The following is a 20,633-nucleotide window of genomic DNA, read 5'->3' on the forward strand; positions in this document are numbered from 1 at the left end:
GACTTCCGCTCCCCGTCCTAAAGGGCGGGGATTCCTACCACGGTCGTCTGGCCGTCTCGGCGGGTTCCTGTTTCTCCGCGCTGTGCCGGGATTACTCCCGGTCTTACCCGCGCTCCGCAGGCTGATACCGCCAGTCCGGCGGCCTTGGCGACGTTGACCGCCGCGTTGATGTCCCGGTCCAGGACGGTTCCGCATGCCCCGCATTCCCACACGCGGACGTGCAGCGGCTTGGGGCCGTCCTTGACGTCGCACACGCAGCAGACCTGTGAGGTCGGCTCGAAGCGTCCGATGCGCACGAAGGTGCGCCCGTACCGGGCGGCCTTGTACTCCAGCATCGAGACGAACGCGGACCATCCGGCGTCGTGGATGGACTTGGCCGTACGGGTGCGGGCGAGTCCCTTGACCGCCAGGTCCTCAACGGCAACCGCTTGGTTCTCGCGGATGATCTTCGTTGAGAGCTGGTGGTGGAACTCGCGCCGTGCGTCGGCCACCTGTGCGTGAGCGCGGGCGACCTTGATCCGGGCCTTGGTCCGGTTGTTTGAGCCCTTGGCCTTACGGGACAGGCGGCGCTGTTCCCGCTTGAGCTTCTTCTCCGCCCGGCGCAGGAAGCGCGGGGATTCGATCTTCGTGCCATCCGAGAGGATCGCGAAGTGAGTCAGCCCGAGATCGATACCGACCTCGGGGCCGGCCTCGGGCAGCGTCTCGTCCGGCTCGGTCTCGACGACGAACGAGGCGAAGTACCGGCCGGCAGCGTCCTTGACCACCGTCACCGTAGACGGCACGGACGGCAGCACACGGGACCACTTCACCCGCACGTCGCCGATCTTCGGCAGCAACAGGTCACCGCCGGTCGTGATCTTCCATCGGGCATTCGAGGTGAACCGTACGGCCTGCCGGTTGTCCTTGCGGGACTTGAACCGGGGTGCGCCCGTGCGCGGACGCTTACCCTTGAGCCCATCGAAGAAGTTCCGGTACGCGGTATCCAGATCCCGCAGGGACTGTTGCAGCACCACGGCCGACACCTCGCCGAGCCAGGCACGCTCGTCGGTCTTCTTCGCGTCGGTGATCAGCAGCTTCGACAGGTCCCCGGTTTTCGGGAGCGGTGCACCCTCCACACGAGCGGTCTCACGAGCGCGAAGCGCATCGTTGTAGACCACCCGGGCGCACCCGAATGCCCTTGCCAGTGCGGAACGCTGGGGACGGTTCGGGTACAAGCGGAAGCTGTACCTGAGCTGCATGATCAGCACCGTACCGTGTTGGTTCATGGCCGAGTATCAGAACATTTGTGCTGGCAAACACTGCGCTTTCATCCTCCACGCCCATTCGGCTTTCGTGCCGAAGTACCGGCACGAGGTCTTCAAGGACACCCACCTGACACGCATGGAGGAGATCATGCGTGCCGTGTGCGAGGACTTCGAGTGCAAGCTGGCGGAGTTCAACGGTGAGAACAACCACGTCCACCTGCTCGTGAACTTCCCCCGAAGGTCGCCCTGTCCAGACTGGTCAACAGCCTGGAGGGCGTCAGTTCCCGCAGGCTCCGCCAGGAATACCCCGAACTGGTCCGGCACTACTGGCGGGCGCAGCGGCTGTGGTCCGGTTCTTACTTCGCAGGGTCGGCCGGGGGTGCTCCGTTGTCGATCGTCCGTCAGTACATCGAGCAGCAGAACCGTCCCCTCTGACTTACGGGTTGGAGCACTTCTCAGAATCGCCTCACCACCGGGCCAAAGCCCGGTGCGCTGCCATTGGATCCGGTAGCCGAGCTGCTCTCCGAGTTCCCGCTGGGTGAGCCCCGCCCGTTCCCGGAGCAGCCGGACCTGGCGGCCGATCACCCGGAACAGGTCCGCCGCACCCTCCGAGTCGTCGCTTTCGCCGATCGCCTCCGTCAGCTCCACCGCTGCCCCCGTTCCGTCCCGCGTGCCGCGCGGCGGACGACCGGTACAGATCACCACGCGCACCGGTACACGTACGCTGCGTACCGTAGTCACTCCTGGTCAGCGTAAGGTCACCCGGCCACGCTGAGTGGCGTGAAGAGCGAATCCGTACACACAGGCATGCGTCAAACGGCAACACCCGCACCACAGTTCACGCAGCTGCTGAGCGCCACCCGGCGGGGTGCGCGCCTCGCACGGCTGCTCGCCGTGGAGCAGCTCGCCGCATGGGGGTGGCCGCGAGACAGTGAACCGACCGATGCGGCCGCGCTCGTCGTCGCCGAACTGGCGGCCAACGCCGTGCGGCACGGACGGCTGGAGGGGCGGGGCTTCCGGCTCGGGCTCGTACTCCTGCCGGATGCGGGGCTGCGCATCGAGGTCACGGACCCGCGTGGTGAGCTCGCCCCTGTCCGGTCCGACGTGGGGTGCGGGCTGGTCATCGTCCATGCGCTCACCACGGACTGGGGCGTGAGGCCGTTCCCGCCCTCCGGGAAGACGGTCTGGGCCGAGATCGAAGTGAAGCCCGGCCGGCACTGCCTGGAGATCACCTGAGGCGGGCGCCGTCGCTCTCCTCGTCCGGGGAAATCGCTTCGGGTTCCGTGGCGGTTGCCGCTACCGTGCCCCGGTGACAACTCAAGTGATCGTGCTGAACGGTGGGTCCAGCTCGGGCAAGTCCGGGATCGTCCGGTGTCTGCAGGCGGTACTGCAGGATCCGTGGCTTGCCGCCGCGGTGGACTCGCTGGTCGAGGCGATGCCCGCTTCCATGCAGACATCGGACGCAGGTATCGGATTCGCCTCGGACGGCGCTGTGAATGTCGGCTCGCAGTTCCGGGAGCTGGAAGCGGCGTGGATGGAAGGGGTCGCCGCGATGGCCCGTGCAGGCGCCCGGGTCGTCGTCGATGACGTCTTCCTCGGCGGAGCGACGTCCCAGGAACGGTGGCAGAAGGCCCTTGGCGGACTGGATGTGCTGTGGGTCGGCGTCAGGTGCGCGAGTGAGGTCGCCGCAGGGCGCGAGGTCGCCCGAGGGGACCGGGTCCAGGGAATGGCCGCATTGCAGGCGGAGATGGTTCACCGGGGCGTGGTCTACGACCTGGAGGTGGACACCACGCATACGGAGTCCCTGGACTGTGCGCGGACTATCGCCGCCCAGGTCGAGTGATCGCAATCTCGGCTGCCGCCGGGAGGGGTGGCGGCGCGCCTTCGGCCGTCCAGGAGCTGGGACCGTGCGGAGCGATCACGGGCGGCAGGGCTGGGTCTTCGCCTCAACCATCCGGATAGGGTACGAAGTCCGGTGTGAACGAACAGACTCAGCCCGCGACCGTTCGCGTGTTCATCGCCCTCGCCCCGCCCGACCACGCGAAGGATGAACTCGCCCGGGAGCTGCGCCCCGCCTATGACACACACCCCCATATGCGGTGGAATCGCATCGAGGACTGGCACATCACCCTGGCGTTTCTCGGAGAGCTCCCGGCCGAGACCGTTCCGCTGCTGCGCTCGCCGCTCGCCGACCTCGCAGCGGACCACCAGCCACCTCGCCTGGCACTGCGCGGCAGCGGAAACTTCGACGACCGGGTGCTGTGGACCGGAATCGACGGAGACCTCGATGAGCTGTACATGCTCGCGGCCGACGTGCGTACCGCAGTCAAAGGCTGCGGTGTCGCCTTCGAGGACCGGCCCCTGCGCCCCCACCTGACATTGGCCCGTGCCCGCCGGGGCGATCGATCCTCGGCAGGGGAAATCGCCGCAGGGCTCGCCGGATTCACCGGCCTCCGATGGCCTGCCGAACGTCTCCACCTGGTCGGCAGCAACGTCGGCCGCAGCCGCGGACCGATCCACTACCGCGACATCGAGGCCTGGGCCCTCGGCAACGGAAACTTCGCTGGATCTTGAACGGCGCAATTGAGGGCAGGGGAGCGATCGAGGGAGGGCGGGTCTGCCGGGCTTGGCCCGGCCGCGGATGAGCTAGTGCCGTCGCGCCGTGGTGCTCGCGCCGTCGAGCGACTCCCGGATGATGTCCGCGTGCCCGGCGTGCTGGGCCGTCTCCTGGAGAAGGTGCAGCAAGCTCCGGCGAACCGACCAGTGGTGCACGACGCCCGGTTCCCAGGGCGCCTCCGGCAGGCGTACGTCCGCATCCGGGTCCGCCTTGGCGAACGCGTCGTCGGTGGCGCGCGCGGCCTCCTCGTAGGCGGTGCGCAGACGGTCGGCCGTCGCACCCTCCGGTGCCTGGTACTGGGTCATGTCCCACATGCCGTCAGGGGTCCGGCCGGTGGTGTCGGTCACGATGTGCGTCCAGACCCGCTCGGCCTGGGTGAGGTGGTTCAGGATGCCGCCGAGCGTCAGCCCGCTCACGGTGGAACGCTCCGCGACCTGTGCGTCCGCGACGTCCAGGATGGTGATGAGGAGGAGCCGCCGCGCCTCGCGCAGGGCGGTCAGCATGCCCTCGGTCTCAGGTGTCATGCGAACACGGTAGGAAGGAATCAGGTCAGGTTGCGGCCTAATGCGCGACGGGGAATCAGCCGCCCCGATTGAACGTTGAACGGGCGGCGGAGGGTGGCTCCGCACCCGTACGGCAGAGCTGGAGAGAAGAAGAGTCATGCGCGTCGAGATCTGGAGCGACATCGCCTGCCCCTGGTGCTACATCGGGAAGGCGCGCTTCGAGAAGGGCCTGGCCGAGTTCGCCCACCGCGAGGAGGTCGAGGTGGTGCACCGCTCCTTCGAGCTCGACCCCGGGCGCGCCAAGGGTGACACCGCGCAGGTGATCGACATGCTGGCGCAGAAGTACGGGCGCACCCCCGAGGAGGCCCGGGGCATGGAGGCCAATGTCGCGGCGAACGCGCAGTCCGAGGGGCTCGGCTACCGCGCCGAGGGGCGTGACCACGGAAGCACCTTCGACATCCACCGCCTGCTGCACCTGGCCAAGGCGCGCGGCCGCCAGGACGAGCTGTTGAGCCTTGCCTACCGGGCGAACTTCGCCGAGGAGCGCTCGGTCTTCGACGACGCGGTGCTGGCCGACCTCGCCGTGGAGGCGGGGCTCGACCGGGAGGAGTCGCTGGCGGTGCTCGCCGACCCCGCGGCGTACGCCGACGAGGTGCGGGCCGATGAGCGCGAGGCGGCCGAGCTGGGCGCGAACGCGGTGCCGTTCTTCGTGTTCGACCGGCGCTACGGAATCTCCGGCGGCCAGCCCTCGGAGGTCTTCGTCCAGGCGCTGGAGCGGGCGTGGAAGGACCGCCCGGTCAGCACGCTCACCACACTCGGTGGCGACGCCGAGGCCTGCGACGCGGACGGGGCCTGCGAGGTTCCCCAGGGTGCGTCCGACCGGCGCGCATAAGCACTTCTTGGGTGTACCCCTTAACTCTTCGTGATTGACGAGGGGTTGAGGGGCGGCCAGGCTGGGAGCATGGAGACGTCTACGATTCACCTGGTCACAGCCGCCGAGTTCGCACCGGAGACCACGTACCTCAACACGTCCAGCTGCGGGCTGCTGCCCCGCCGGACCGTCGAGGCCGTCAAGTCGCTCGCCGACGACAACGCCACGGGCCGCCGGGCCGGTGCGGGCAGCTTCGAGTCGGTGGACGCCGCCCGGGCCGGCTTCGCCCGGCTCGCCGGTGTCGGTCCCGACCGGGTCGCCACCGGCGGCTCCGTCGCCGCCCATGTGGGGCTCGTCGCGGCCTCGCTGGAGCCGGGTGCCGAAGTCCTGGCCCCGGAGGGTGAGTTCAGCTCGGTCGTCAGCCCGTTCGCTGTCCGCGGTGATCTGAAGATGCGGTACGTCCCGCTGGACGAGCTCGCCGAATCCGTACGGCCGGAGACCGCGCTCGTCGCCTTCTCGGCCGTCCAGTCCGCCGACGGCAGGGTCGCCGACCTGGACGCGGTGCGGGCGGCCGCCGACGCGCACGGCGCGCGGACCCTGCTCGATGCCAGTCAGTCCGCGGGCTGGCTGCCGCTGGACGCCGGGGCGTACGACTACACGGTCACCGGAGGCTTCAAGTTCCTTCTGTGCCCCCGGGGCGCGTCGTTCCTGACCGTGTCGGAGGAGGCGCAGGAGACGCTGCCCGTGCTGTACGCGGGCTGGGTCTCGGCGGAGGACCGCTGGAACAGCACGTACGGGCCGGTCGAGCAACTGGCCGTCACCGCACGGCGCTTCGACGAACCGGCCGCCTTCCTCGCGTACCACGGGGCCGAGCGCTCCCTGGAGCTGCTGGCGGAGGTCGGAGTCGATGCACTGTACGCCCATGCCACCGGGCTCGCAGCCCGCTTCCGCGGTGGGCTGGCCGGGATCGGGCACGAGGCGGTACCGGGGGAGTCGGCGATCGTCGCCGTGCCCGGACTCGGCAGCCGCACGGCCGAGCTGGCCGGGGCGGGGGTCATGGTCTCGGACCGGGCCGGGAATATGAGGGCGGCCTTCCATCTGTACAACACCGAGGCCGACGTGGACCGTGCACTGGACGTGCTCTCCGGCTGAGCAGGCCACTCGGGGCCGGGCCACACCTCTCCGGCTGAACCGATCACCCGGTGCCTGGGCACCCCTCGGTCTCCTGGCAGAGGTTCGCCTCGACCTTGGCCAGCAGCCGAGCCAGCTCCGTACGCTCCGCCGGGTCCAGCCCCGCAAGGGTGTGCTCCTCCAGGCTGGACCAGGCGTCGCGCACCGAGACGTGGAGCCCGCAGCTGTCGTCGGTGGCCTCGACCAGGACGGCCCGCCGGTCGTCCGGGTCGGGGCAGCGGCGCACGTGCCCGGCCTGGTCGAGCCGCTGGAGCATCTTGGTGACGGTGGACGGGTCGAGGTCCACGGCCTTGATGAGCTCCGACTGGCGGACCGCCCCGCCGTCCCACAGGTGCATCATCAGGAGTTCCTGGCCGGGGTAGAGGCCGAGCCCCTTGAGCAGCCTGCCCGCCGCGATCCGGTGCAGCCTGGCGATGCGCGAAACGGCATGGCTGACGGGTCCGCCGCGGGCGGCGCTGGGCAGCGCCTCGGTACAGACGGGATCTGCGGGGGCCGTGCTGTCGGCCTTCATCGGGACTCCTCGGGGCGGTTGTGCTGCCCGGTAGTTTCCGTTGCCGGGTCCGAGACGTCGCCTGGTCCGTGACGTCTCCATGAACTTTACCTTGGTCGGCCAATTAATGGGTTACAGTGGCGCAGAGTTTATTACTTGGCCGACCATGTAAATCCCCCGGGAGCCTCCATGACCACCGTGTTCGACCCCATCGACCTCTCCGGTACACAGCTCGCCAACCGCATAGCGCTGGCCCCGATGACCCGTAGCCGGGCCGGTGACGGCGGTACGGCCACCGATCTCGTCGTCGAGTACTACACCCAGCGTGCCTCGGCCGGACTGATCATCACCGAGGGCATCCAGCCGTCGGTGGTGGGCCAGGGCTACCCCGCCACCCCCGGCCTGCACAGTGCCGAGCAGGTCGCCTCCTGGCGCAGGGTCACCGACTCCGTCCACGAGGCCGGCGGACGCATCTTCGCCCAGATCATGCACGCGGGCCGGATCGGCCACCCCGTACTGCTGCCGGACGGACTCACCCCGGTCGCCCCCTCCCCGGTCACGGCGCCCGGCCAGATCTACACGCAGGTGGGCCGGAAGGACTTCGTGGAGCCGCGTGAGCTGACCGACGCCGAGGTCCGGGCGACCATCGGGGACTTCGTCACGGCCGCCCGCAACGCCGTCGACGCGGGATTCGACGGCGTCGAGCTGCACGGCGCCAACGGCTACCTGATCCACCAGTTCCTCGCGCCCAACACCAACCTGCGCACCGACGAGTGGGGCGGTTCCGAGCAGGGCCGTATCCGGTTCGCCGTCGAGGTCGCCAAGGCGGTCGTCGCCGAGATCGGCGCGGAGCGCACCGCGCTGCGCATCTCGCCCGGCAACCCGTTCAACGGCATCGAGGAGCCCGCCCCGGACGCCGTCTACACCGCGCTCGTCACGGAGCTCGAACCGCTCGGGCTCGCCTATCTGCACATCCTGGAGCAGGTCGAGATCCGCGAGCTGACGCTCGCGCTGCGCAAGCAGTTCTCCGGAACCGTGGTGCTCAACGTGTTCACCGACGGGCCGACCGGTCCGGAGCACCACACGGTGATCGACGACGGGATCGCGGACCTCATCTCCTACGGCGCACTGTTCCTCGCCAACCCGGACCTGCCGGCCCGGCTGAAGGCCGGCGGGCCGTTCAACACTCCGGACCCGTCGACCTTCTTCGGCGGCGAAGCGAAGGGTTACACCGACTACCCGGCGCTGCAGGCCCAGTAGCGGAGCGGCTGCCACACCGCGTGCACTCCGCCCCGCCTGACGGCCGACGGCTCGTCAGGGGGCGGCGCGTGACAGACGCCTACGAGGTCAGGACCATCCAGCGGCGGCCGTCGATGAGTTCTCGCGCCGCGTCGAGGTGCCCGGCATGGCACGCGGTCTCGGTGATGACGTGCAGCAGGACGTCGCGGAGGTTGTGCAGGTGCGGGTCGCCGAAGAGGTGCTGCGGCCACCACGCCAGGGCGGTGTCCGCGGGCGTTGCCATGATGACGGCGTCGGCGAGGTCCGCCTCCCGGCGATACCGTTCGAGAACCTCGTCGGCCGGCACCTCCGGACCCACCTGCCAGGCGTCCTCGCTGTCGTCCAGGCCGCGGATGACGTCCTTGTCCCCGGCGACGACTGCACGGAACCAGAACTGTTCGACATCCAGCGCGAGGTGCTGGGTGAGTCCCAGGCAGGACCACCCCGACGGCAGCGCGGCCCGCCGCAACGCCTCGTCGTCCAACCCGTCGAGGATGCCCAGGACATGGCGTCGCTGCCCGTGCAGGGCGGCGAGGAGCGCCCTGATCTCGTTGTCCGGTGACGCTTGCGGGGTCACTTCGCGATCTCCCAGATGTGGCCACCCGGGTCACGGAAACTGGCGGTCCGGATTCCCCACGGACGGTCCATCGGCCCGTTCAGCAGGGTCACACCGCGTGCGGTCAGCTCCTTGCACATCGCGTCCACGTCGTCGACGCCGAGCGTGAGCTGCAGGCGCGCTCCGGCCTCCGGACCCGCGACGGCAGCGGGCTCGATCAACTCGGGCGCCGCCGTGGTCCTCAGCAGGTTGATGAGGGTGTTCGCGAACTCGAACACGGCCGAGTTGTCGTCCTCGAACACCACCGGCAGCCCGAAGACCTCCTCGTAGAACCGCCGGGTGGCGCCCAGGTCTTCGGTGAACAGGGTGATGGCACTGATGCCCCTCGGCCATGCGGGCTCGTTCGGCTTGTCGTTCATGAGAACAAAGATCTCCGATCCGGCAGACCCGCGTACTGGGATCGTTTCAAGTGTTCGCCGCGCACTGCACCGGTCACTCCGTATGCGTCCCCGTATGGGCCGCATTCTGATGCAACCGCGCCGCCCTCGCCGTCAGACAGCGCTGCTCCGGTGTACTGGTGGTGCGGATCAAGGGTGCGCAGCAGGTCCTCCACCGAAGTCCGACCGGTCACAGCTCACCCGGGCCGGGCTCGGCGTCGGTCATGATCTGCCGCCCCTCGACCGGCTGCCGGGCCGGTACACGGCCGGGGCCCGGCACGGCCGAGATCAGGGCGGCGATCTCCAGGGCGCGGGCCTCCGACTCGACGTCGAAGACGTTGAACCCGGCCGGCATCTCCTTGGACTCCGCGAACGGCCCGTCCGTCACCGTGGTCTCCGAGCCGCCGTCGGAACGGACCTTCTTCCGGGCGTTCCGGCGCACCCGGTCGATGTGGCGTCACGAGCGCCTGTCGTCACCGGACGGGCCCGGGGCCCGGGCCCGTCCGGTGACGGCGTTACGCCGAGTCCCGGCGGACCAGTTCGGTGGGCAGGATGACCGCGGCCGGGTCCTCCCCGCCGATCTGCGCCAGCAGCACCCGTACCATCTCGGAGCTGATCCGGTCCCACGGCTGGCGGACCGTCGTCAGCGCGGGACGGGCCGCGAGCGCCGCGGGCGAGTCGTCGAAACCGCCGACCGCGATGTCCTGCGGCACGCGTCGGCCCGCCCGCTCCAGTGCGGTCAGTACCCCCTGCGCCATCAGGTCGGACGCGACGAACACCGCGTCGATGTCCGGTGCGCGCTCCAGCAGGAGCGAGGCCGCGGCCTCACCGCCCGCACGGCTGTAGTCGCCCGGTACGACCATCGTCTCGTCGAAGGGCAGTCCGCAGTCGGCGAGCGTCTCGCGGTAGCCCGCCAGCCGCTCCACGCCGCCCGGGGTGTCCAGCGGGCCGGTGACCGTGGCGATCCGGCGGCGCCCGGACTCGTACAGGTAGCGCACCATGTCCCGTGCGCCGTCCCGGTCGTCCGCCGCCACGTAGCTGACCTTCGAACCCTGCCCGAGCGGCTTCCCGCAGGCGACCAGCGGAACGCCGGCCTCGTGCAGCTGGGCGGCGACCGGGTCGCCGGAGTGGCTGGAGACCAGCAGCACCCCGTCCACATGCCCGGCGATGTACCGCATGTTCCTGCGGCGCTCCGCCTCCGTCCCCGCGATCATCAGCAGCAGCGGGATGTCGTGCGCGGCGAGCGCTGTGGTGCAGCCGCGCAGCAGCACATTGAAGTTCGGGTCCTCGAAGAACCGCTCCTGCGGCTCGGTCAGCAGGAACGCCACCGAGTCGGAACGGCCGGTGATCAGCGACCGGGCGTGCCGGTTCACGGTGTAACCGGTCTTGTGGATGGCGGAGTTGACCGCGTCGAGGGCGGCGGGGCTGACGTTGTGGCCGCCGTTGAGCACACGGGAGACCGTGCCCCGGGAGACTCCGGCCTCCCGCGCGACATCGTGGATCGTCGGCGGCCGGCGGCGTCCTGTGCCGTTCTGTTCTGTGCGGCTCATGGTGCTTGATCTTTCATCAAAGGAAGCCCTGTTGAGGAGCTGTCAGGACTTTACGGCGCCGGAGAGCAGGTCGAGGCTCCAGAACCGCTGGATCACGAGGAACAGGGCGATCAGCGGAATGATCGCCAGCAGCGCACCGGTGATGACCAGGGTGTAGAGCGCCGGGGTGTTCGAGCCCTGCTGGAGCAGCGTGTAGAGCCCCAGGGTCACCGGGAACTTCTCGTCGTCGCCGAGCATGATGTAGGGGAGAAGGAAGTTGTTCCAGACCGCCACGAACTGGAACAGGAACACCGTCACGAGCCCCGGCACCATCATCGGCAGCGCGATGGTCCGGAAGATCCGCCACTCGCCGCCGCCGTCCATCCGCCCGGCCTCGATCACATCGGCCGGTACGGCCGCCGAGGCGTAGATCCGGGCCAGGTAGACGCCGTACGGGGAGAGGATCACCGGCAGCAGCACCGAGAGGTACGAGTCGGTCATGTCGGCCTTGGCCAGCAGCAGGTACTGCGGTACCGCGAGGATCACCGGCGGCATCAGCACCCCGGCCAGCAGGATGTTGAAGACGGTCTCCTTCCCGCGGAAGCGGTACACGGCCAGCGCGTACCCCGACACCGCGGACACCGCCGTGGACAGCAGGGCGCCCACCCCGGCGTAGAAGGCCGAGTTGGCCATCCACTTCCAGTACACGCCGTCCCGGTACGCCGTCAGGTCGGCGACGTTGTCGGTGAAGCCGGAGCCGGGCAGGAAGCTGAAGGTGGAGAACAGCTCGCTGCCGGACTTGGTCGAGGCCACCAGGACCCAGACGACGGGCAGCAGGCAGTACAGCGCGCCGAAGAGCAGCGCGGCGGTCGGGACGAGGGGAAAACGGCGGGGGCCGCCTGCAAGGGACTGTGTACTCATCGGGAGTCTCCCTGCTTCGTACGGGAGTTGGCCGCCCTGAGGAAGCCGAAGGACAGGGCCAGCGTGGCCAGGGCGATGATGACCGCCTGCGCCGCCGCCGCGTAGATGTCGTTGTTGACGAAGGCGTCCTGGTAGACCTTCATCAGCGGACTCCAGGTGGTGGAGAGCGAGTTGGTCAGCGGCTTCAGCGTGGTGGGTTCGCTGAACACCTGGAGCGTCGCGATGATCGAGAAGAAGAAGGTCAGGATCAGCGAGGGCGCCACCATCGGGATCTTGATCCGCAGCGCGATCTGCAGCTGCGAGCAGCCGTCGAGACGCGCGGCCTCGAAGATCTCGACGGGGATCGCCCGCAGCGACGTGTAGATCACGATCATGTTGAAGCCGGTGCCTCCCCACACCGCGATGTTGGCGAGGGAGAGGTACAGCGGGCCGCCGTCCAGCAGATCGGGCTGCGGCAGACCCGCCGTGTCGAGCAGGTAGAGGAAGGGGCTGACGTCGGGCAGGTACAGGAAGCCCCACATCAGTGCGGCGATGACACCCGGGATCGCGTACGGCAGGAAGATCGCCAGCCGGGTGAAGCCGCGCAGCCGGACCCGCTCGGTGTCCAGCAGCAGGGCGAACAGGAGGGCGAGCCCGAGCATCACGGGGACGACGATCGCGCCGTACCCGAGGATGCGCAGTGCTCCGTGCAGCAGCTCCGAGTCGGAGAGCGCGTCGGTGTAGTTGGCCGGTCCCGCCCATATTTCGTCCCGGGCGCCCTTGCCCAGGCCGAGCCCCTTGACTTCCGTCCTGCGGAAGCTGAGGTAGAGCGCGTACCCGATGGGCAGGGCGAAGAAGAGCAGGAAGAGGAGGGTTGCGGGGATCAGGAAGGCGTACGGGGCGCTCTTGACCCCGTACGTCCTCCTGCGGGGTGCGCGTGTCACTCGGAGACCCCGAAGCCCTGCTTCTTGAGGTCGGCGACGGTGGCGTCCTGCATCGCGGTCAGTGCGGCACCGAAGTCCGACTTGTCCTTGGCGGCCTTCGCGAAGCCGTCCTTGAAGGCGGTGTACGCGACGTTGACGTTCGGGCCCCAGGCGGCCGGGGCGGTGCCCTGGGCGATCTTGGCGGCCTCGGTGTAGAAGTCGGGCTGGTTGGAGAAGTAGTCCGGGGCCTGGGAGAGTGCCCCACCGGTCTGGGCAGCCGTGGCGGCGGGGTAGATGCCGCTCTCCTTGACGAGCGCGGCGAGCGCGGCCGGGTCCGTGTTCAGCCACTTCGCGAAGGTGGCCGCGGCCTTCTTGTTCTTGGAGTCATTGGTGACCGCGGTGGAGGAGCCGCCCCAGCTGCCGGTGATGCTCTCGCCGGCCGTCCACTGGGGGAGCGGGGCCATCGCCCACTTGCCCTTCGTCTCCGGCGCCGCGGTGGTCAGGGTGCCCGGTGCCCAGACGGCGCTGACCCAGGCGACCTGCTTGCCGGTGTTGAGCGCCTTGTTCCAGGCCGGGGTGTACATCGGCTGGTTGTCGATGGCGCCCTCCTTGACCAGGCCGCCCCAGAAGTCGGCGACCTTCTGCGTGGCGGGGTCGTCGATCGCGACCTTCCACTTGTCGCCGCCGGTCGTCCACCACTGCGCCCCGGCCTGCTGGGCGAGGCCCGCGAAGAGGCCCGAGTCGTTGGAGGAGAAGGTCGTGAGGTCCTTGTCCGGCGCCTTCTTCTTCAGCGCGCGGGCGGTCTCGGCGAACTCGTCCCAGGTGGTGGGCACGGTCAGGCCGTACTGCTTGAAGAGGTCCTGGCGGTAGTAGAACATCAGCGGGCCCGAGTCCTGCGGCAGGGCGTACAGGGCGTCGGAGCCCAGCGTGGTCTGCTGCCAGATCCCGTCGGCGAACGCGCCCTTCGCGTCGCCCGCCTCCTTGGATATGTCGGCGAGGACGTCGTTGGAGACCAGGGTGGGGAGTGCCTGGTACTCGGCCTGGACCAGGTCAGGGGCCTTGTGCGCCTTGGCCGCCGTGATGATCTTGGTGATGAGGTCGTCGCCGGACGCCTGCTTCTTCACCGTGACCGTGATGCCGGCCTCCTTGCCCGGGCCCTTGTTCCAGATGTCCGCGACCTTGTCCAGGCCGGGCGCCCAGGCCCAGTAGGTCAGCGAGGCGGGTCCGGAGGCGGCCGGCTCGTCGCCCCCGTCGTCCGAGGAGCCGCAGCCCGAGAGCAGGGCGGTGGCGGCGAGTGCGGCGGCGGTGGTCACCGCGACGGAGCGGTATTTCATGGTTTCTCCCCTGACGAGACGGGCGCGCGCATCGGCTGACTGGCCGAAAGGACGCTGTGAGCGTTCACAGTAGAGAAACGAAACCGACACTTGTCAATGGTTGTTGCTGTGCGGTTATGTTGGGCCTGCGTCGCCACGAGTGTGTGTGCACGTTCCCAGAAATTGTTCCAAAGAGCCAGGAGACGTTCATGCCGCACTCAGCGCCCGCTCCCGCCCCGCTCGGTCTGCAGAAGCTTGCGTTCGGCGGCGACTACAACCCCGAGCAGTGGCCGGAAGAGGTCTGGCACGAGGACGTACGCCTGATGCGGGAAGCCGGCGTCACCATGGTCAGCGTCGGGATCTTCTCCTGGGCGCTGCTGGAACCCGAACCGGGCAGCCACGACTTCGGATGGCTCGACCGCCTCCTGGACCTGCTGCACGTCAACGGCATCCGCGCCGACCTCGGCACCCCCACCGTCGCCCCGCCCGCCTGGTTCTACCGCGCCCATCCCGAGGCCCTGCCGGTCAGCCGCGACGGGGTCCGTTACGCCTTCGGATCGCGCGGAGCGATCTGCCACAGCTCGGCCCCGTACCGCGAGGCCGCGGCGAACATCACCGAACAGCTCGCCCGCCGGTACGCGAGCCACCCGGCCCTCGCGATGTGGCACGTCCACAACGAGTACGGCGTCCCCGTCAGCGCCTGTTACTGCGACAACTGCGCCGCCCACTTCCGCCGCTGGCTCACCGGCCGTCACGGATCGGTCGACGCGGTCAACGAGGCCTGGGGCACCGCCTTCTGGGGCCAGCACTACCGCACCCTCGACGAGATCGACCCGCCCCGCACCACCCCCACGGTGGGCAACCCCGCCCAGCAGCTGGACTACGCCCGCTTCGCCGATGCCACCATGCGCGAGAACTTCACCGCCGAGCGCGACATCCTGCACCGGCTCGCCCCCGGCGTCCCCGTCACCACCAACTTCATGACCGCACTCAGCCAGTGCGACTCCGTCGACTACTGGGCCTGGGGCCGCGAGGTCGACCTCGTCACCAACGACCACTACCTGATCACCGACGGCCGACGGACCCACGTCAACCTCGCGATGGCCGCCGACCTCACCCGCTCGGTGGCCGGCGGTGCCCCCTGGCTGCTCCTGGAGCACTCCACCAGCGGCGTCAACTGGCAGCCCCGCAACCCCGCCAAGCGCCCCGGTGAAATGGCCCGCAACAGCCTCGCCCACGTCGCCCGCGGCTCCGAGGGCGCGATGTTCTTCCAGTGGCGCCAGTCCCGGCGCGGCGCCGAGAAGTTCCACTCGGCGATGGTCCCGCACGCCGGCACCGACTCCCGCGTGTGGCGCGAGGTGACCGCGCTCGGCGCCGGTCTCGGCCTGCTGGAGGGCATCCGGGGCACCCGTACCGTCGCCGACGCCGCGATGCTCTGGGACTGGCAGTCCTGGTGGGCGCAGGCCCTGGAGTGGCGCCCCAGCGAGGAGCACGACGCCCGCGAGCGCGCCGACACGTTCTACGCCTCGCTCTACGACCGCCACCTCACCGTCGACTTCGCCCACCCCGACGCCGACCTCTCCGCCTACCCCCTGGTCGTCGTCCCCGCCCTCTACCTCGCCACCGAGGACACCGGCCGCAACCTGCGCCGCTACGTCGAGAACGGCGGCACCCTCGTCGTCTCGTACTTCTCCGGCATCGTCGACACCCACGACGCCGTGCACCCCGGTCCCTACCCGGGTGCGCTGCGGGACGTCCTGGGCCTGACGATCGAGGAGTTCTCCCCCCTCGGCGAGGGCGAAACGGTCCGTCTGATCACCCCCGAGGGCGCCCCCGAAGGACCCGTCCTGACCGGGGACCTCTGGTCGGACGTGGTCATCCCGCGCGGAGCCGAGACCGTCTGGTCGTACGCCGACGGCATCCCGGCCGGCCGCCCCGCCGTCACCCGCAACCGGCTCGGCAAGGGCACCGCCTGGTACGTCTCCACCCGGCTCTCCGGCCCCCACCTGGACGCCGTCCTGGACCGTGCCTGCGCCGATGCCGCCATCGCGCCGCGCACCGGCCTTGCCCGCGATGTCGAGGCCGTCACCCGCACCGGGGACAGCGGCACGTACCTCTTCGCGATCAACCACACCGACACCGACACCGAGGTGGCGCTGGACGCCCCCGGCACCGAACTCCTCACCGGCGAGCCCGCCGCGCACTCCCTCGCCGTCCCGGCGGGTGCGGTGCGCGTCGTACGGCTCGACGGCTGAGGCGCACCAAGAGACGCAACTCCCGTCACCCCCGCACAACAGTCAAGGCACACATCCCCCGTTACCCCGCACAACTGTCGAAGGGACATCGGCGATGTACGGAACGACGCACACCCGCAGAGCCGCAGGAACGGTGGCCGCACTCTCCGGCCTCCTGTTCGCCGCACTCCCCGCCCAGGCCGCACACGCGGCCACGACCCCCACCAACCCCGGTTTCGAATCGGGCAGCACCGGCTGGTCGACCTACTCGGCAGGCGGGCAGTCCGCCGCCTCCTTCACCGAGGCGGGCGGCCACGCCGGCAGCACCAGGCTCAGCCACTGGTCCGCCTCGGCGTACAAGGTCGAGACCTTCCAGTACCTCTCCGGCCTCACCGACGGTACGTACACGCTCAGCGCCTGGGTCCGTTCCGGTGGCGGCCAGAACTCCGCCTACATGGCCCTGCGCAACTGCGGCGGCGCCGAGCAGCGCACCGACCTGCCGCCGACCGCCGACGGCGGCTGGATCCGGCTCGTCACCTCCGTCGAGGTGACCGGCGGAGCCTGCACGATCAGCCTCAACTCCGACGCGCACGCGGGGGAGTGGGCCAACTTCGACGACATCACCTTCACCCAGGGAACCACCGGGCTGAGCGTCAGGGGCGGTGACCTCTCCACCCTCCCGAAGAACGAGGCGCACGGCGCGACGTACCGCAACGCGAGCGGTACGGCCGGCGACGCGATGAGCATCCTCAAGAGCTCAGGGATGAACTACGTCCGCCTCAAGGTGTGGGTGAACCCGGCCGACGGCTACAACAACAAGGCCCACGTGCTCGCCATGGCCAAGCGCGCCAAGGCCCTCGGGATGAAGACGCTCATCGACTTCCACTACTCCGACGCCTGGGCCGACCCCGGCAAGCAGATCAAGCCCGCCGCCTGGGCCGGGCACAGCTACAGCCAGCTCCGCACCGACGTGTACAACCACACGTACGACGTGCTGAACGCGCTGAAGGCCCAGGGCACCACCGCCGACATGGTGCAGATCGGCAACGAGACCAACGCCGGAATGCTCTGGCCCGAAGGGTCCACGGACAACTGGTCCCAGCTGGCCGGCCTCCTGACCTCCGGAGCCAACGCCGCGAAGGCGGTCTCCTCCGGTACGAAGGTGGCGCTGCACCTGGCCAAGGGCGGCGACAACGCGGGCACCCGCTGGTGGTTCGACAACGCCGTGTCGCAGGGTGTCCCCTTCGACGTCATCGCCCTTTCCTACTACGGCTACTGGCACGGCTCGCTCGCCGAGCTGCAGACCAACCTCGACGACGCCGCCTCCCGGTACGGGAAGCCGGTGCTGGTCGCCGAGACCGCGTACGCCCACACACTCGCGGACGACGACGGCCTGGAGAACAACATCGCCACCGCCGACCAGCTGGTCACCGGCTACCCGGCGACGCCGGCCGGTCAGGCGGCCAACCTCCGGGACGTCATGAACGTCGTCGAGGCCGTCCCGAACGGCCGCGGGCTCGGCGCCGTCTACTGGGAGCCGGCCTGGACCGCCGTCACCGGCAGCGGCTGGGACCCGGCCGACCCCGCCTCGGGCAACGCGTGGGAGAACCAGGCGGTGTTCGACTACGACGGGAAGCTGCTCCCGGCGGCGAGCTGGTTCTCGCACAGGTAGCGGCTACAGGGGTGCGCCGTGCCACTTCCACGAGGTGACGCGGTCGTGGCCCGGCAGATCGGCGCGGCCGGTGGACCAGAGCAGGACGGTCCACCGGTCCGCGTCGTCCGGCGCGTCGGGGAAGAGCCGGGCCAGCACCCGGTCGCACAGATCCGCGGGCGGCGTCCAGGAGAGGGACAGGCCCTCGGCGACGTCGTGGGTGTGCACGAGGGTCTCCACGATGCCCATCGCGGCGAAGCCCTCAGGGTCGGAGAGCCCGAAAACATGGTGCGAGCGGACGTCCGGCGGAGTCGTCCGCACCATCGCCGTGAGCAGGGCGCCGCTCGCCTCCAGGGTCTGCAGCAGCCCGGCGGCCCCGGCCTTCGGGCTGGCGAAGACCGAGTTCGCCGGGCCGCCCTCACGCTCCCGGGCCCACCGGTAGGGCACCTCGGTGTCGACGGGCGGCTTCCGGGGGCCGAGCTGGACCGCGTACGCGAAGAGATCGTCGCTCAGATGCTCGACGGTCTCCCAGCAGTCCCACTCCAGCGACCCGGCCGGTACGTGCCAGTCGTCCGCCGGGGACTCCTTGAGGACGTCGACCGCGAGGTGTACGGCTCGGGCCACGTCGTCCGCGGTGACCGGCAGCCGGGCCCCGAGCAGTGCCGCTCGTTCCGCGGCGCTGCACTCCACACAGAACTCGTTGCCCTCGGGATCGGCCAGGGTCGCCCAGCCCCGCCCGTTCGGCTTGCGGTGGTCGGCGACCAGCGTGGCGCCGAGAGCGAGCAGCCGCTCGACCTCCTCGTCACGGGTGCGGTCCTCGGGACGCAGGTCCAGGTGGATCCGGTTCTTGGTGCGCTTGGGTTCGGGCACCGAGATGAAGAGCAGTGCGGCACGGGGCGTCTCGACGAGTGCCTCGGGGTCGCCGGGCTCGTCGTCGTCGGACAGGGAGGAACCGAGGACCTCGGCCCAGAAACCGGCCAGCTTGTAGGGGTCGGCGCAGTCGATGGTGATGTGCTGTACGAGAGAAGTCATGGAGGCCACTGTCTCCGCTGACCCGGGCCGAGGTCCAGCGAGTTGAACGGCCGGGCGGGCTCGAGCGCTCAGGCCGGCGGTCCGCTTATAGGCGGGGTGGTGCGGCTCGAAATACGGCTCGTGCCAGGGCAGTGCTTTCCCGGAGGGCATCGACGTCGCCCTCGACGTCGTCGTCGGGGATCCGGTGAGTGAGGGACTGCCACTGCTGCGCGAAGGTGGCCGGTGGGGACTCGGCGGGTACGACGTGACCTTTGATGTGCGCCGTCTCCACCTGCACAACGCGCAGGTGATCGGCTCCACGATGCACACGCCCACGCACTTCGACCTCCTCATGGACCTGGCTCGTCACGCCGAGATCCAGCCCGTCATCGCCGCGACGTTCCCACCGGACCAGGCCGCTCGGTCGCAGGACCGGCCGTCGTAGCCACTCGGGTTGTCGCTTGCCCCCCGGGGTCGGACGACGGGAGGAACACGCTGGTGAGTGGTGCGTGTGCGGCCCAGCCAAGTGACGCGTAGAGGCCCTGCCCCGCAATCGTTGCACCGAGCACCCCGGTCCGGGCACCCGCCGCGAACGCCGCGTTCGCCAAGGTGTGCATGACCGCGCGCCCCAAGCCCTGGCGACGGTGAGCGGGTGCGGTCTCTATCTGATCGAACACGACGCAGCCGGCACGGGAGCGGCCGGCTACGTGGCCACGGGCGGCGAAAGCACCGTCCGCGCCCACGATGAGGGCACGGGTGACGTCGCCTCGGCTCCATGTGCGTAGTCGGTAGCCGGCAGGGAGATCTGTTGCGGACGGACGCAGGGTTGTCGACATCAGGAAGCCGGGGGTGCCAAAAGCCCATGTGGGTGTGAGCCAGGGGGCAATGGTCTCCGGAGCCGTGAACACCTTGAGCCAGGTGCCAGGGGCCGTGGCACTCTCCACGAGCTTGCGGACGAGCGCCTCGTCGGCGCGGGGCAGGACGTGTCGGGTCACCTGCTCGGGCAGGCCGACGTCGATGGTGAATCCCCAGGGTTCTTCCACCGGAGGCGCTGCCCCGCGCGAGATGGCCCAGCCATCGACCCACGCCCGCACGATCTCCGTATCCACGCAACCTCCACGCGTAATAGGTGCTCTTCGTTATGGCACCCTACGTGTTGGGGGTTCGGCCATGGTCGTCGCCGACCGTGTTGGTGATCTCGATGGTGAGGGAACTCGGTTCGCCCATCCTGGCGTTGGCCTCGTCGAGCAGGCCCGCCGCCGACTTCCGGGCGGGGCCGTCGTCACCGCCCCCGCACCCGACGAGCGCGAGCCCGGCCGGCAGACGACATCAGTGTCACCGCAGTCGTCCTGCGCATCGCTCGCGCAAGGTCCCCACCTCTCCACCGCGCGCACGATCACGACCGTGATCGGTAGTTGGAGCCCGGCAATGACCTCGTTGGCAGCCTGTCGTTGAGGCCGTATCGAACGCCCCTGCCTCGACGCCGACCACGAAGGAGGCGGCGGGGAAGCCCAGGACGGCGCCGCCCGGGTTCTTGGAGTCGCGGACGGGGATCACGCCGTGCGGGACGGCGAGTCCGGCGGAGACCTCGACGCAGGCGCCGCCGTTGTCGCTGCAGGAGGACTTGATCCAGCGGGAGGGATCGGTCGTCATGGGGCGCCCTTTCCTGACTGGCTGATCACGGCAACGGATGCACCCGGCGAGGCAGCGCCGTGAGTGGAGAAAGCCGGAAGGGGCGGGACACGTGATGCGTCCCACCCCACCGGGCCGTCGTACGTGGCTACTTCACCGGCGTGAAGTCGCGTGCCCCGATGAAGTCGGGTCGGCGGACGGGAGCCGCGAAGGGCTCCTCGGCGGTGTTCTCCACACTGTTGAACACGATGAA

Annotated in this window: 20 protein-coding genes and 4 pseudogenes; 10 read left to right on the plus strand and 14 right to left on the minus strand. The window is 69.6% G+C overall.

Annotation, left to right across the window (positions count from 1 at the left end; translation table 11 throughout):
• Window positions 1–17 precede the first annotated feature (17 nt).
• Entirely contained in the window at window positions 18–1,238 is a 1,221-nt protein-coding gene (locus ACFWBQ_RS32080) for an RNA-guided endonuclease InsQ/TnpB family protein (protein WP_385504859.1), read from the minus strand.
• 25 nt (window positions 1,239–1,263) lie between these two features.
• On the opposite strand from ACFWBQ_RS32080, the pseudogene tnpA reads away from it, so the two are divergent.
• The 4 genes and pseudogenes from tnpA (at window position 1,264) to thpR (ending at window position 3,818) form a co-directional block, all read left to right on the plus strand.
• Window positions 1,264–1,679 (plus strand): annotated as a pseudogene (gene tnpA, locus ACFWBQ_RS32085) (IS200/IS605 family transposase).
• Between the two features lie 372 nt (window positions 1,680–2,051).
• Window positions 2,052–2,480: an ATP-binding protein gene (locus ACFWBQ_RS32090; RefSeq protein WP_385504863.1), complete on the plus strand. Its 429-nt coding sequence runs from the start codon at window positions 2,052–2,054 to the stop codon at window positions 2,478–2,480.
• A gap of 73 nt (window positions 2,481–2,553) precedes the next feature.
• Window positions 2,554–3,087, plus strand: a complete 534-nt coding sequence (gene cpt / locus ACFWBQ_RS32095; protein WP_385504868.1) for a chloramphenicol phosphotransferase CPT — start codon at window positions 2,554–2,556, stop codon at window positions 3,085–3,087.
• Window positions 3,088–3,221: 134 nt separating this feature from the next.
• The gene (gene thpR, locus ACFWBQ_RS32100; protein WP_385504876.1) at window positions 3,222–3,818 is read left to right on the plus strand and encodes an RNA 2',3'-cyclic phosphodiesterase; all 597 of its coding nucleotides are present in this window, start codon (window positions 3,222–3,224) and stop codon (window positions 3,816–3,818) included.
• 72 nt (window positions 3,819–3,890) lie between these two features.
• Here thpR and ACFWBQ_RS32105 read toward each other — a convergent pair whose 3' ends face one another.
• Window positions 3,891–4,385, minus strand: coding sequence for a DUF664 domain-containing protein (locus tag ACFWBQ_RS32105; protein WP_385504881.1), 495 nt, complete (start codon window positions 4,383–4,385; stop codon window positions 3,891–3,893).
• A gap of 136 nt (window positions 4,386–4,521) precedes the next feature.
• On the opposite strand from ACFWBQ_RS32105, the gene ACFWBQ_RS32110 reads away from it, so the two are divergent.
• Both ACFWBQ_RS32110 and ACFWBQ_RS32115 read left to right on the plus strand, forming a co-directional pair.
• On the plus strand, window positions 4,522–5,256 hold the full coding sequence (locus tag ACFWBQ_RS32110) for a DsbA family oxidoreductase (RefSeq protein WP_385504885.1): 735 nt from the start codon (window positions 4,522–4,524) through the stop codon (window positions 5,254–5,256).
• Window positions 5,257–5,325: 69 nt separating this feature from the next.
• On the plus strand, window positions 5,326–6,387 hold the full coding sequence (locus tag ACFWBQ_RS32115; RefSeq protein ID WP_385504888.1) for an aminotransferase class V-fold PLP-dependent enzyme: 1,062 nt from the start codon (window positions 5,326–5,328) through the stop codon (window positions 6,385–6,387).
• Window positions 6,388–6,430: 43 nt separating this feature from the next.
• Here ACFWBQ_RS32115 and ACFWBQ_RS32120 read toward each other — a convergent pair whose 3' ends face one another.
• Window positions 6,431–6,937, minus strand: a complete 507-nt coding sequence (locus ACFWBQ_RS32120; protein WP_385504895.1) for a MarR family winged helix-turn-helix transcriptional regulator — start codon at window positions 6,935–6,937, stop codon at window positions 6,431–6,433.
• A 168-nt stretch (window positions 6,938–7,105) separates the two neighbouring features.
• Here ACFWBQ_RS32120 and ACFWBQ_RS32125 point away from each other — a divergent pair, with 168 nt between their 5' ends.
• Window positions 7,106–8,176, plus strand: coding sequence for an alkene reductase (locus tag ACFWBQ_RS32125; RefSeq protein WP_385504904.1), 1,071 nt, complete (start codon window positions 7,106–7,108; stop codon window positions 8,174–8,176).
• 79 nt (window positions 8,177–8,255) lie between these two features.
• On the opposite strand, the gene ACFWBQ_RS32130 is transcribed toward ACFWBQ_RS32125, so the two are convergent.
• From ACFWBQ_RS32130 to ACFWBQ_RS32160, 7 genes are all read right to left on the minus strand, one after another.
• Window positions 8,256–8,771 carry a DinB family protein gene (locus tag ACFWBQ_RS32130; protein WP_385504909.1) on the minus strand — a complete coding sequence of 172 codons (516 nt, stop codon included), beginning with the start codon at window positions 8,769–8,771 and terminating at the stop codon, window positions 8,256–8,258.
• Window positions 8,768–9,169 carry a VOC family protein gene (locus ACFWBQ_RS32135; RefSeq protein WP_385504913.1) on the minus strand — a complete coding sequence of 134 codons (402 nt, stop codon included), beginning with the start codon at window positions 9,167–9,169 and terminating at the stop codon, window positions 8,768–8,770. Before ACFWBQ_RS32135 ends, ACFWBQ_RS32130 begins: the two co-directional genes overlap by 4 nt.
• Window positions 9,170–9,377: 208 nt before the next feature.
• Window positions 9,378–9,629 carry a YciI family protein gene (locus ACFWBQ_RS32140; protein ID WP_385504917.1) on the minus strand — a complete coding sequence of 84 codons (252 nt, stop codon included), beginning with the start codon at window positions 9,627–9,629 and terminating at the stop codon, window positions 9,378–9,380.
• Between the two features lie 73 nt (window positions 9,630–9,702).
• A complete protein-coding gene (locus ACFWBQ_RS32145; RefSeq protein WP_385504919.1) occupies window positions 9,703–10,737 on the minus strand; it encodes a LacI family DNA-binding transcriptional regulator in 1,035 nt (344 codons plus the stop codon).
• Window positions 10,738–10,779: 42 nt separating this feature from the next.
• Window positions 10,780–11,637 (minus strand): carbohydrate ABC transporter permease, encoded by an 858-nt coding sequence (locus ACFWBQ_RS32150; RefSeq protein WP_385504925.1) that lies wholly within the window; start codon window positions 11,635–11,637, stop codon window positions 10,780–10,782.
• A complete protein-coding gene (locus ACFWBQ_RS32155; protein ID WP_385504930.1) occupies window positions 11,634–12,560 on the minus strand; it encodes a carbohydrate ABC transporter permease in 927 nt (308 codons plus the stop codon). Before ACFWBQ_RS32155 ends, ACFWBQ_RS32150 begins: the two co-directional genes overlap by 4 nt.
• A complete protein-coding gene (locus tag ACFWBQ_RS32160; protein WP_385504937.1) occupies window positions 12,557–13,873 on the minus strand; it encodes an extracellular solute-binding protein in 1,317 nt (438 codons plus the stop codon). Before ACFWBQ_RS32160 ends, ACFWBQ_RS32155 begins: the two co-directional genes overlap by 4 nt.
• Before the next feature lie 188 nt (window positions 13,874–14,061).
• On the opposite strand from ACFWBQ_RS32160, the gene ACFWBQ_RS32165 reads away from it, so the two are divergent.
• Together ACFWBQ_RS32165 and ACFWBQ_RS32170 are read left to right on the plus strand one after the other, a co-directional pair.
• Window positions 14,062–16,107: a beta-galactosidase gene (locus ACFWBQ_RS32165; RefSeq protein ID WP_385504940.1), complete on the plus strand. Its 2,046-nt coding sequence runs from the start codon at window positions 14,062–14,064 to the stop codon at window positions 16,105–16,107.
• Window positions 16,108–16,201: 94 nt separating this feature from the next.
• On the plus strand, window positions 16,202–17,758 hold the full coding sequence (locus tag ACFWBQ_RS32170; RefSeq protein ID WP_385504946.1) for an arabinogalactan endo-beta-1,4-galactanase: 1,557 nt from the start codon (window positions 16,202–16,204) through the stop codon (window positions 17,756–17,758).
• Window positions 17,759–17,761: 3 nt separating this feature from the next.
• On the opposite strand, the gene ACFWBQ_RS32175 is transcribed toward ACFWBQ_RS32170, so the two are convergent.
• On the minus strand, window positions 17,762–18,769 hold the full coding sequence (locus ACFWBQ_RS32175) for a VOC family protein (protein WP_385504948.1): 1,008 nt from the start codon (window positions 18,767–18,769) through the stop codon (window positions 17,762–17,764).
• A 130-nt stretch (window positions 18,770–18,899) separates the two neighbouring features.
• On the opposite strand from ACFWBQ_RS32175, the pseudogene ACFWBQ_RS32180 reads away from it, so the two are divergent.
• Window positions 18,900–19,193, plus strand: a pseudogene (locus ACFWBQ_RS32180) (Zn-dependent oxidoreductase); the annotation flags it as partial.
• Here ACFWBQ_RS32180 and ACFWBQ_RS32185 read toward each other — a convergent pair.
• From ACFWBQ_RS32185 to ACFWBQ_RS32195, 3 genes and pseudogenes are all read right to left on the minus strand, one after another.
• Complete coding sequence (locus ACFWBQ_RS32185) at window positions 19,135–19,584, minus strand: GNAT family N-acetyltransferase (RefSeq protein ID WP_385504967.1); 450 nt, start codon at window positions 19,582–19,584, stop codon at window positions 19,135–19,137. The pseudogene ACFWBQ_RS32180 and the gene ACFWBQ_RS32185 sit on opposite strands and share 59 nt — an antisense overlap.
• Before the next feature lie 622 nt (window positions 19,585–20,206).
• A pseudogene (locus ACFWBQ_RS32190) lies at window positions 20,207–20,401 on the minus strand (DUF397 domain-containing protein); the annotation flags it as partial.
• A 127-nt stretch (window positions 20,402–20,528) separates the two neighbouring features.
• Window positions 20,529–20,633, minus strand: a pseudogene (locus tag ACFWBQ_RS32195) (ectoine hydroxylase); the annotation flags it as partial.

The sequence above is a fragment of the Streptomyces sp. NPDC060035 genome (assembly GCF_042736635.1).
GTDB lineage: Bacteria > Actinomycetota > Actinomycetes > Streptomycetales > Streptomycetaceae > Streptomyces.

Bases quoted from the DNA above. Each gene is read 5' to 3' on its own strand.
- ACFWBQ_RS32080 (WP_385504859.1), bottom strand. From the start codon at position 1,238: ATGCAGCTCAGGTACAGCTTCCGCTTGTACCCGAACCGTCCCCAGCGT.
- ACFWBQ_RS32090 (WP_385504863.1), top strand. From the start codon at position 2,052: ATGCGTCAAACGGCAACACCCGCACCACAGTTCACGCAGCTGCTGAGC.
- ACFWBQ_RS32105 (WP_385504881.1), bottom strand. From the start codon at position 4,385: ATGACACCTGAGACCGAGGGCATGCTGACCGCCCTGCGCGAGGCGCGG.
- ACFWBQ_RS32110 (WP_385504885.1), top strand. From the start codon at position 4,522: ATGCGCGTCGAGATCTGGAGCGACATCGCCTGCCCCTGGTGCTACATC.
- ACFWBQ_RS32115 (WP_385504888.1), top strand. From the start codon at position 5,326: ATGGAGACGTCTACGATTCACCTGGTCACAGCCGCCGAGTTCGCACCG.
- ACFWBQ_RS32120 (WP_385504895.1), bottom strand. From the start codon at position 6,937: ATGAAGGCCGACAGCACGGCCCCCGCAGATCCCGTCTGTACCGAGGCG.
- ACFWBQ_RS32125 (WP_385504904.1), top strand. From the start codon at position 7,106: ATGACCACCGTGTTCGACCCCATCGACCTCTCCGGTACACAGCTCGCC.
- ACFWBQ_RS32135 (WP_385504913.1), bottom strand. From the start codon at position 9,169: ATGAACGACAAGCCGAACGAGCCCGCATGGCCGAGGGGCATCAGTGCC.
- ACFWBQ_RS32145 (WP_385504919.1), bottom strand. From the start codon at position 10,737: ATGAGCCGCACAGAACAGAACGGCACAGGACGCCGCCGGCCGCCGACG.
- ACFWBQ_RS32150 (WP_385504925.1), bottom strand. From the start codon at position 11,637: ATGAGTACACAGTCCCTTGCAGGCGGCCCCCGCCGTTTTCCCCTCGTC.
- ACFWBQ_RS32160 (WP_385504937.1), bottom strand. From the start codon at position 13,873: ATGAAATACCGCTCCGTCGCGGTGACCACCGCCGCCGCACTCGCCGCC.
- ACFWBQ_RS32165 (WP_385504940.1), top strand. From the start codon at position 14,062: ATGCCGCACTCAGCGCCCGCTCCCGCCCCGCTCGGTCTGCAGAAGCTT.
- ACFWBQ_RS32170 (WP_385504946.1), top strand. From the start codon at position 16,202: ATGTACGGAACGACGCACACCCGCAGAGCCGCAGGAACGGTGGCCGCA.
- ACFWBQ_RS32175 (WP_385504948.1), bottom strand. From the start codon at position 18,769: ATGACTTCTCTCGTACAGCACATCACCATCGACTGCGCCGACCCCTAC.
- ACFWBQ_RS32185 (WP_385504967.1), bottom strand. From the start codon at position 19,584: ATGTCGACAACCCTGCGTCCGTCCGCAACAGATCTCCCTGCCGGCTAC.